10 protein-coding genes are annotated in these 7,533 nt (G+C 71.1%); 6 read left to right on the forward strand and 4 right to left on the reverse strand.

The genetic code is table 11. The features are described from left to right. Positions 1-29: 29 nt before the first annotated feature. Genes ACI3KX_RS21355 through ACI3KX_RS21365 form a run of 3 tightly spaced genes read right to left on the reverse strand, consistent with a single transcriptional unit; the run spans position 30 to position 2,057 of the window. Entirely contained in the window at positions 30-863 is an 834-nt protein-coding gene (locus ACI3KX_RS21355; RefSeq protein WP_404911004.1) for an ABC transporter permease, read from the reverse strand. Continuing rightward, entirely contained in the window at positions 860-1,663 is an 804-nt protein-coding gene (gene modA / locus ACI3KX_RS21360; protein ID WP_404911005.1) for a molybdate ABC transporter substrate-binding protein, read from the reverse strand. The genes ACI3KX_RS21355 and modA overlap by 4 nt, the downstream gene beginning before the upstream one ends. Position 1,664: 1 nt before the next feature. Further along, positions 1,665-2,057 carry a TOBE domain-containing protein gene (locus ACI3KX_RS21365; protein WP_349428393.1) on the reverse strand — a complete coding sequence of 131 codons (393 nt, stop codon included), beginning with the start codon at positions 2,055-2,057 and terminating at the stop codon, positions 1,665-1,667. 391 nt (positions 2,058-2,448) lie between these two features. Between ACI3KX_RS21365 and ACI3KX_RS21370 the strand changes: the two genes are divergently transcribed. The 3 genes from ACI3KX_RS21370 to ACI3KX_RS21380 all read left to right on the forward strand — a co-directional run bounded on the left by ACI3KX_RS21370 (position 2,449) and on the right by ACI3KX_RS21380 (position 4,074). Then, positions 2,449-3,306, forward strand: a complete 858-nt coding sequence (locus tag ACI3KX_RS21370; RefSeq protein ID WP_404911006.1) for a PHP domain-containing protein — start codon at positions 2,449-2,451, stop codon at positions 3,304-3,306. Positions 3,307-3,349: 43 nt separating this feature from the next. Continuing rightward, positions 3,350-3,679, forward strand: a complete 330-nt coding sequence (locus tag ACI3KX_RS21375) for a nuclear transport factor 2 family protein (RefSeq protein WP_404911007.1) — start codon at positions 3,350-3,352, stop codon at positions 3,677-3,679. A gap of 107 nt (positions 3,680-3,786) precedes the next feature. Then, complete coding sequence (locus ACI3KX_RS21380; RefSeq protein ID WP_404911008.1) at positions 3,787-4,074, forward strand: DUF1905 domain-containing protein; 288 nt, start codon at positions 3,787-3,789, stop codon at positions 4,072-4,074. A gap of 17 nt (positions 4,075-4,091) precedes the next feature. On the opposite strand, the gene arfB is transcribed toward ACI3KX_RS21380, so the two are convergent. Further along, positions 4,092-4,529, reverse strand: a complete 438-nt coding sequence (arfB, locus tag ACI3KX_RS21385; protein WP_404911009.1) for an alternative ribosome rescue aminoacyl-tRNA hydrolase ArfB — start codon at positions 4,527-4,529, stop codon at positions 4,092-4,094. Positions 4,530-4,623: 94 nt separating this feature from the next. Between arfB and ACI3KX_RS21390 the strand changes: the two genes are divergently transcribed. The 3 genes from ACI3KX_RS21390 (at position 4,624) to ACI3KX_RS21400 (ending at position 7,310) form a co-directional block, all read left to right on the forward strand. Then, complete coding sequence (locus ACI3KX_RS21390) at positions 4,624-5,634, forward strand: hypothetical protein (RefSeq protein WP_404911010.1); 1,011 nt, start codon at positions 4,624-4,626, stop codon at positions 5,632-5,634. Between the two features lie 20 nt (positions 5,635-5,654). After that, on the forward strand, positions 5,655-5,927 hold the full coding sequence (locus ACI3KX_RS21395) for a hypothetical protein (RefSeq protein ID WP_404911011.1): 273 nt from the start codon (positions 5,655-5,657) through the stop codon (positions 5,925-5,927). A gap of 183 nt (positions 5,928-6,110) precedes the next feature. Then, entirely contained in the window at positions 6,111-7,310 is a 1,200-nt protein-coding gene (locus ACI3KX_RS21400) for an NAD(P)/FAD-dependent oxidoreductase (RefSeq protein WP_404911012.1), read from the forward strand. Positions 7,311-7,533: the final 223 nt, after the last annotated feature.

Raw genomic sequence — 7,533 nt, forward strand, 5'->3', positions numbered from 1 at the left:
GGGGGCCGCATCCCCGCCCGCCGCACCGCTCATCGCGCGGGCTCCGCGCGCCAGGCGCGCACGAGCAGCAGCACGCCGACGGCGGTGACGAGCAGCAGCAGCGAGAGTGCCACCGCCGTTCCCTGCGAGACGCCGGCGCCGTTGAACGCCGTATAGATCGCGAGCGGCATGGTCTGCGTCACGCCGGGAGCGTTTCCGGCGAAGAGGGCCGTCGCGCCGAACTCGCCGATCGCGCGGGCGAAGCACAGCACGATGCCCGCGACGAGGCCGGGGGCGGCGAGCGGGAGGGTCACGCGGGCGAGGATCGTCCAACGCCCCGCGCCCAGGCCCGCCGCCGCCTGCTCGAAGCCGGTGCCTGTGGAGCGCAGCGCGCCTTCGAGCGCGAGCACGAGGAACGGCAGAGCGACGAAGGTCTGCGCGAGCACCACGGCGGTGGTCGTGAACGGGATGCGGATGCCCCACTCCGCGAGGATCCCGCCCAGCCAGCTGGTGCGGCCGAACAGGAACAGCATCGCGACGCCGCCGACCATGGGCGGCAGCACGAGCGGCACCGTCACGAGCGCCCGCAGCACGGCCGCCGTCCGCACGGTGCTCCGGGCGATGAGGAGCGCGAGCGGCACACCGAGGACGACGCAGACGATCGTGGCGACGGCGCCGGTGGCGAGCGAGAGGCCGAGCGCCGACAGCGCCTGCGGCGAGGTGACGTCGGTCCACAGCGTCGACCAGTCCACGCGCAGCACGAGTGCCCCCAGGGGCAGGACGAGCAGAGCGAGCCCGATCGCGGCCGGCACCGCGAGCACGCGGGGCACGAACCCGGCGCGCTCCTCGTGCGTGCGCACATCGCGCGCCGTGGCGACGGTCACGGGGCTCCGAACCCGACAGCCGAGAGCACCCGTCGGCCCTCGTCGCCGAGCACGAACGCGACGAAGGCGCCGGCAGCCTCCGGGTTCGCCGCACCGGTCACCGCGGCGATCGGATACCGGTTCACGACACCGTCGGCGCCTGGCACCTCGATCGCGTCGACGGCACCCGTGGTCGCGGCATCCGTCACATACACCAGCCCCGCGTCGGCCTCTCCGGCCGCGACCTTCGTGAGGACCGCGGTGACGTTCTGCTCGTAGCTGTCGACGCTCGGATCCACGCCGGCGTTCGCGAGGAGCGTCGCGGATGCCGCCCCGCACGGCACCTCGGCCGCGCACAGCACCACGGTCCGGTCGGGATCGGCGAGGTCGGCGAGGCCGTCGATCCCGCCCGGATCGTCCGCGGGAACGACGAGCGCCAGCGTGTTCGTCGCGAACAGCTCGGGATCGCTCGCGAGGCCCGCATCGACGACCTTCTGCATGTTCGGCTCGTCCGCCGCCGCGAAGACGTCGGCGGGGGCTCCTTCGATGATCTGCGTCGCCAGGGTCGACGAGCCGTCGTAGGTGACAGGCTGCACGCGGAGGGACGGATGCCGCTGCTCGAACTGCGTCGCCAGCTCATCGAACGCCGTCTGCAGCGACGCGGCCGCATACACCGTGAGGTCCCCGGACAGCTCGGGCTCTGCCGAGGTCGTCTCCGCAGGCGACGCGCCCGGATCCCGGTCGGCGCTCGCGCAGCCGACGAGTCCGAGCACGAGAGCAGCGAGGAGCGCTGCGGCGCGAACGGTGGCCCCGTGGCGCACGTCAGGCCTTCGGGGTCTCGACGATCACCGTGGTCGCCTTGACCACGGCGACCGCGAGCGAGCCGGGCTCGAGTCCCAGCTCGCGCACCGCCTCGGACGACATGAGCGAGACCACGCGGTGCGGACCGGATTGGATGTCGACCTGCGCCATCACGCCGTCGATCTGCACACGCGTGACGAGCCCGACGAAGCGATTGCGCGCGCTCGAGAGCACGTCCGCAGGATCGCCCGGCGCAGCGGCGAGCTCGACCGCGCGTGCGGCGAGCGCGGCGCCGGGGATCTCGACGGGCGATGCCCCGGTCGTCGGCAGCGTGCCCGCGTCGATCCATCGGCGGACGGTGTCGTCGCTCACCGCGAGCAGCCGCGCCGCCTCGGAGATCTTGTAGCTCGCCACAGCCCCACGTTATCACCGCGCATGCGGGTTCTCGGTGCAGTTTTCGCCGCGGACGCGGAACCGAGCTGGTGTGCGTCGCTGGCGATTCGCTGGGGCACCGACCAGATCACCGTCGAACCCGCCGCGCCCGCCGCGCCCGCCGACGCCTGGCCCGGGCGCCGCACCGGCATCCTCCGTTCATGTGCCCCCACGTTCGGGTGTCACGACACGCCGCTACGCCGGCGTCGAAGCCACAACTCGCGACCCCTGAACGGTCTACGCACGCGCTCGGGTGTCACGACACGCCGCTACGCCGGCGTCGAAGCCACCACTCGTGACACCCGAACCGCCACGCACGCTGGAGAGTCACGACGTTGAAGGGTGCACTGGTGGCCGGAGTACTCTCGGCGAGATGACGGCGACTCTTCCCGCCGATGCCCACGTGCACAGCGAGTGGTCGTGGGACTGCGGCTCGGATCCGGCCTCGCACGGCTCGATGGTCCGTACGTGCGAACGTGCGCTCCGGATCGGATTGCCGGCGATCGTGTTCACCGAGCACCTCGACTTCGAGCATGACTGGAGAGTCGAGGACGGTGACATCGGAGAGCACGCGCAGAAGTACGTCGACGAGAGCGGCCATGTGCGGCTGCCCGACTTCGACGTCGAGGGCTATCTCACCGCGATCGAACGGTGCCGTCACGACTTCCCCGACCTGCGCATCCTCACCGGCGTCGAGTTCGGCCAGCCGCACCTGCGCGACGCGCACGCCGCCGCTCTGCTCTCCAGCGGGGTCATAGAACGCGTCAACGGGTCGCTGCACATGCTCACCTTCGACGGCGCCGACCGCACCGAGCCGACCACGCTCTACCGTCACGTGCCCGCGGACGACGTGATGTGGAACTACCTCGAGGAGATCCCGCGCATGGTCGCCGGCTCGGATTCCTTCGCGGTGTTCACGCACATCGACTACGCCGTGCGCTCCTGGCCGGTCGCCACAGCGGGCCCCTTCGACCCTCGCAGATTCGAAGACGGGTTCCGTGCCGGGATGCGCGCGATCGCGGCGTCGGAACGGGCCCTCGAGATGAACACCCGGCGGCTCTGGCCGTGGATCCCGCAGTTGTGGGCGGAGGAAGGCGGGCGCGCGGTCACGTTCGGCAGCGACGCCCACGGACCCGAGATGCTCGCCGCCCACTTCCCGGAGGCGACGGCGATGCTCGAGCACTTCGGATTCCGGCCGGGCGCGCGCGCCGAGGACTTCTGGATCCGTTGAACCTGGGCGCTCCACCCGCGGGATGCGGGTGGAAGATCGGAGGATGGCACTTATCCCCGCTCCCATCTCGACCTTCATCGTCGCCACGAACGCCGGCGACTCCGATGCGTTCGTCGCGGCCTTCAGCGAGGACGGCTCGCTCGACGACTGGGGCCGCGTGGCGCACGGGCACGACGGCATCCGAGCGTGGGATCGCACCGACAACATCGGCAAGCAGTCGCACTTCGAGCTCATCGACATCGAGCAGGAAACAGCCCCGGAGACCTACCTCGTGCACCTCGCGGTGACCGGCAACGGGTTCAACGGCACCAGCCCGTTCCGCTTCACCTTGCGCGACGGTCTGATCCAGAGCGTGGTCATCGTTCCCGATTGAGGGTCTGAAAGGCTGTCGATCGGGACGACGTCCGATCGTCATCCCTGTGAAGGGCCGCCGCCCGGGACACACTCGTCACAGCTGCGGCGGCCGAGATTGGAGCCATCATGTCGGACCACACCGGGACTCTCGATATCCGCTTCACCGCCACCCTCGGCAAAGCTCAGCCGGGCGACACCTGGACTTGCGTGAAGCTGCCCGATTCCGCCACGATCTTCGGCACCCGCGGACTCGTCAAGGTGGCGGGCACCGTGGACGGGCACCCGTTCGAGGGTGCCTTCATGGCCCTCGGCGACGGGACGCACAAGCTCCCGATCAACGCCGAGATCAGAAGGGCGATCGGCAAGACCGACGGCGACTCCGTCGACATCCACCTCACCCGGCGCCGCTCGTAGCGCCGGCGCGGGCGTCGTCAGTCGGCGGGTGGGCGGCGCAGCCGCTTGACGTCGGTGCGCCGCTTCTTCTCGCTCAGGCGCCGCTCCTTGGCGCCCCGGGTCGGGCGCGTGGGTCGTCGCGAGGGCGAAGGCGGCCGTAGCGCGTCGGCGACGAGAGCGGCGAGCCGGGCACGCGCGGCATCCCGGTTGCGCAGTTGCGCGCGATGCTCGGATGCCGCGATCGTCAGCACTCCGTCGACAAGGCGACCGCTCAGCCGCGCGAGCAGCCTCTCGCGCTGGTGCGGCGACAGCACGGCCGAGCGCGACACATCCCAGACCAGCTCCGCCCGCGAGTCGGCGGTGTTCACGCCCTGCCCGCCGGGGCCGGATGACCGCGAGAAGCGCCAGGTCAGCTCGGACTCGGGGATGGTGAGCTCCGAGCCCACCCGGAGGCCGGGACGATGGGCGGCGGGCATGGATCCATCATCCTCTTGCGTGCAGGGCATCGTTACAGGGTCGTTGCCCGGCGTCGTCCCGGCGCCTCTAGCGTCGGTACCGGAGGTGCACACGATGCGACGTCTGACGGTGGTGGTCGCGACTCTCGGCGTGAGCCTGGTGCTCGCCGGCTGCGGGGCGATTCCCGGGATCGGCCCCGACCCGCGTATCGAGGCGACGCCGGTCGCGACGGTGATCTGCCCCCAGACCCACGAGGCAGGCCACGCCGAAGCCGGACTGGTGCCGTCCGACTTCACGGCGGTCGCCGTCCTGCGGTGCGACCCGTACGCGTCGTGGGAGGACGACGACGGGAGTTGGTCGGGGGCGCTTCTCGAACGACTCGAGGGAGACCTCGAACCCGTGCTCGCGGCGCTGGCCTCCCCCAACGATCCACGTTCGATGGGACCGTGCACCGCGATCGGCTACCTCTCCCCCGAGCTGTGGGTGGAGGACGCCGACGGGCGCGTCGTGCGCGTGGCGGTCCCGTCCGACGGGTGCGGAGCGCCCAAGTCCGTCGGCTTGGACGCGGCTCTCGCTGCCCTCACCGTGGTGGACGAGACGTTCACGCCCGAGTCGCTGGTCGACTCCGCCGCGGCGACCGATGCGGGATGCGCCACCCAGGCGAGCATGCTGATTCTCGCCGGCCCGGATGCCACGAGTGGTCTCCTCGCCGACGCCGACATACCCGACGACCAGGTGATCGGCGAGGACGCGCTCATCCCCTTCGAGCTTCCGGCATGGCCCGAGGTGGCCACGGTCGACGGAGCGCGGCTGTGCGACTACGTCGCCGGATTGGGATCGACGCGGTCGCCGGCGGTCACGGGTGATCCGAACATCTTCGCCGGCGTGCGCGAACTGGCCACCGCCGAGGCTCAAGCCGTGCTCGCGGACGCCCGGCACGCCCCCACAGCGCCGTCGTGCACGGACGCGGCGACGAGGTGGGTCGTCGTCCACCCGAGTCTCGTGAGCGGGCAATCGCAGCCGTTCACCGTCGAACTCGACGGCTGCCGACGCCTGGTGGACCCGGGTCTCCAGCCTCGCGCGGCGTCGCCGGAGCTTCTCGACCTGCTGACGCCGGCGGGCTGACGGCTCGATAGGGTCGGGAGATGGCGCATCCGAGCGGCAAGGAACGTGCAGGATGGGCGACCGCGGGGGTTCTCCTCCTCGCGGGAGCGGTCACGATCGTCATCGGGGCATCGACGCCCGCATCGTTCGGCTGGTTCGCGTACCAGCCGCTCGCCGATGCCGCCTTCGCGCCGGGCGGAGACTACGTCTTCGTGTCCCGCGTCACGATCTTCGGGTTCGCGGCGTTGAGCCTCGGGCTCATCACGCTCGCGTTCGTCGGCGGCTGGCGTCTGGCCAAGCGAGCCTCCGGCTGAGCACACGTCGGCGCGTGTTCCGGTCACCCGACGGGTCCGACCCGGCATCTTCGTGCGACCTCAGCCCCCTGCGCAAGCCCCCGCGCTTCGTGCGGGTGCCTGCCTAATCTCGCCTGCAGGGAGATCTCAGACGCGACTCCCGCCGACCGCGGTCAGCGGAAGTCGCCATCCGAGGGGAGGAACATGTCCGAGCAGCAGGCGCATCATCAGGTGCTGGTGATCGGCGGGGGCAACGGCGGCATCTCGGTCGCCGCGAGGCTGCGTCGCTCCGGCGTCGACGACATCGCCATCATCGAGCCGCGTGAGCAGCACCAGTACAAACCGCTGTTCTCGCACGTCGCCGGCGGCACCGCTCCCGCCGGCATCACCGTCCGCCCCCAGCGAGAGGCGGTGCCGAAAGGGGTGGAGTGGATCCAGGATGCCGTCACCGCCGTCCAGCCCGACGCGAACGCCGTCGTGCTCGAGACCGGTGACCGCGTCACCTTCGACCAGCTCATCGTGTGTCCGGGCATCCAGCTCGACTGGGGCCGCGTGCCGGGGCTGGCAGAGGCGATGCAGACGCCGGCGGCGGCATCCCACTACGAATTCGAGCTGGCGCAGAAGGCGTCGCTGCTGCTGCGCGACCTGAAGGAGGGCACGGTCGTCTTCACCCAGCCCGACGGGCCCGCCTCGTGCGCGGGTGCCGCACAGAAGCCGATGTATCAGGCGTGCGACTACTGGCGGGCGACGGGGGTGCTGGACAGGATCCGGGTCGTGATGGTGGTGCCGACGGAGACGGCGTTCCTGCCGCCGTTCGATCGCGAGCTCGAGCGCAAGATCGAGGAGTACGGCATCGAGCTGCGCACCCGCTCGGTGCTGCTCCGTGTGGACTCCGCGGCGCAGGAGGTCGTGATCGGCGGGCCGGACGGACCCGAGCATCTGCACTACGACGTGCTCAACGTCGAACCGCCGCAGTCGGCCCCGGATTGGCTCAAGGCGTCGGTGCTCCCGGCGCCGGGCTCGTCGGGAGGGTTCGTGGAGGTCGATCCTCGGACGCTGCGGCATCCGCGATTCCCCCATGTCTGGGCTCTCGGCGACGCCGCCGCGACCACCAACTCGAAGTGCGGTGGGGCGCTCCGCAAGCAGACGTGGGTGCTGGCGAAGAACGTCTCGAGGGTGCTCCGCGGCAAAGAGCCGAAGGCGCGCTACGACGGCTACGCGGTGTGCCCGTTCACGGTCTCGCGGTCGACGGTCGTGTGGGCGGAGTTCGACGACACGGGCACGCCGAAGCCGTCCATCCCGTTCTTCCGGCGGATGTACCGCGAGAGCCGGCTGTCGTGGGTCTTTGACCGGCACGTTCTGCCGTGGGTCTACTGGAACCTCATCCTGACCGGGCGCGTCTGACCCTGCCGGCCCGGCCGCCGTCGGTGCGTCAGGCGCGCGATCGGACGGGCGGCGCCCGACCCCCGATGCGCGCGGCGTAGCCTGTGGATATGGCCTTTCCCCCACTCGTCGAGCCCCTCGCCGAGCTGAGCGATTCCGAACTCACGCGCACCGCGCGGCACCGCGTGCTCGCCGGCTTCGGCGACGTCGCGCAGCGCCGCCTCGCCGCCGCGCACGTCGCCGA

This window comes from Microbacterium sp. ZW CA_36 (assembly GCF_044987475.1).
Lineage (GTDB): Bacteria > Actinomycetota > Actinomycetes > Actinomycetales > Microbacteriaceae > Microbacterium.

Coding starts and splice junctions, on each gene's coding strand:
- ACI3KX_RS21370 (WP_404911006.1), top strand. CDS start 2,449: ATGACGGCGACTCTTCCCGCCGATGCCCACGTGCACAGCGAGTGGTCG.
- ACI3KX_RS21375 (WP_404911007.1), top strand. CDS start 3,350: ATGGCACTTATCCCCGCTCCCATCTCGACCTTCATCGTCGCCACGAAC.
- ACI3KX_RS21380 (WP_404911008.1), top strand. CDS start 3,787: ATGTCGGACCACACCGGGACTCTCGATATCCGCTTCACCGCCACCCTC.
- arfB (WP_404911009.1), bottom strand. CDS start 4,529: ATGCCCGCCGCCCATCGTCCCGGCCTCCGGGTGGGCTCGGAGCTCACC.
- ACI3KX_RS21390 (WP_404911010.1), top strand. CDS start 4,624: ATGCGACGTCTGACGGTGGTGGTCGCGACTCTCGGCGTGAGCCTGGTG.
- ACI3KX_RS21395 (WP_404911011.1), top strand. CDS start 5,655: ATGGCGCATCCGAGCGGCAAGGAACGTGCAGGATGGGCGACCGCGGGG.
- ACI3KX_RS21400 (WP_404911012.1), top strand. CDS start 6,111: ATGTCCGAGCAGCAGGCGCATCATCAGGTGCTGGTGATCGGCGGGGGC.